This is a genomic window from Corallococcus sp. AB049A (genome assembly GCF_003668885.1).
GTDB lineage: Bacteria > Myxococcota > Myxococcia > Myxococcales > Myxococcaceae > Corallococcus > Corallococcus interemptor.
Genome location: NZ_RAWL01001101.1, coordinates 1 through 446 on the forward strand (window position 1 = coordinate 1; position 446 = coordinate 446).

Here is a 446-nt window from a genome sequence, read left to right on the forward strand (position 1 = left end):
CTGGTACATCGATGCGCTGGCGGCGATCGGGCGCATGGACGAGGCGCGCGAGATGTTCGAGCTGCTGCTGAAGCAGCGCAACCACCTGGGCCTGCTGTCGGAGGATCTGGCCTTCGACAGCGGCGAGGCCTGGGGCAATTTCCCGCAGACCTATTCGCACGTCGGCCTGATCACTGCCGCGATGCGCCTGTCGCGGTCCTGGCAGGAGGCATCGTGAGTCGTCTGGTGGTGGTTTCAAATCGTGTGGCCGTACCCGGCGAGAACCGCGCCGGCGGCCTGGCTGTCGGCCTGCTGGCCGCCCTGAAGGAACGCGGCGGCCTGTGGTTCGGCTGGAGCGGCAAGACGGTAAAGGACGGCAGCGGCACGCTGCACCGGCAGAAAGACGGTGACATCGACTACGTCACCATGGACCTGAGCAAGCGCGAGGTGGACGGCTACTACAACGG

Annotated in this window: 1 protein-coding gene and 1 pseudogene; both read left to right on the top strand. The window is 66.4% G+C overall.

What is annotated here, in order from left to right; all coding sequences use genetic code 11:
- Positions 1-217, top strand: a 217-nt coding sequence (locus D7X55_RS46440; protein WP_368666528.1) for a glycoside hydrolase family 15 protein, incomplete at its 5' end; no start/stop codon positions are given.
- A pseudogene (locus D7X55_RS46445) lies at positions 214-446 on the top strand (hypothetical protein); the annotation flags it as partial. The gene D7X55_RS46440 and the pseudogene D7X55_RS46445, both read left to right, overlap by 4 nt.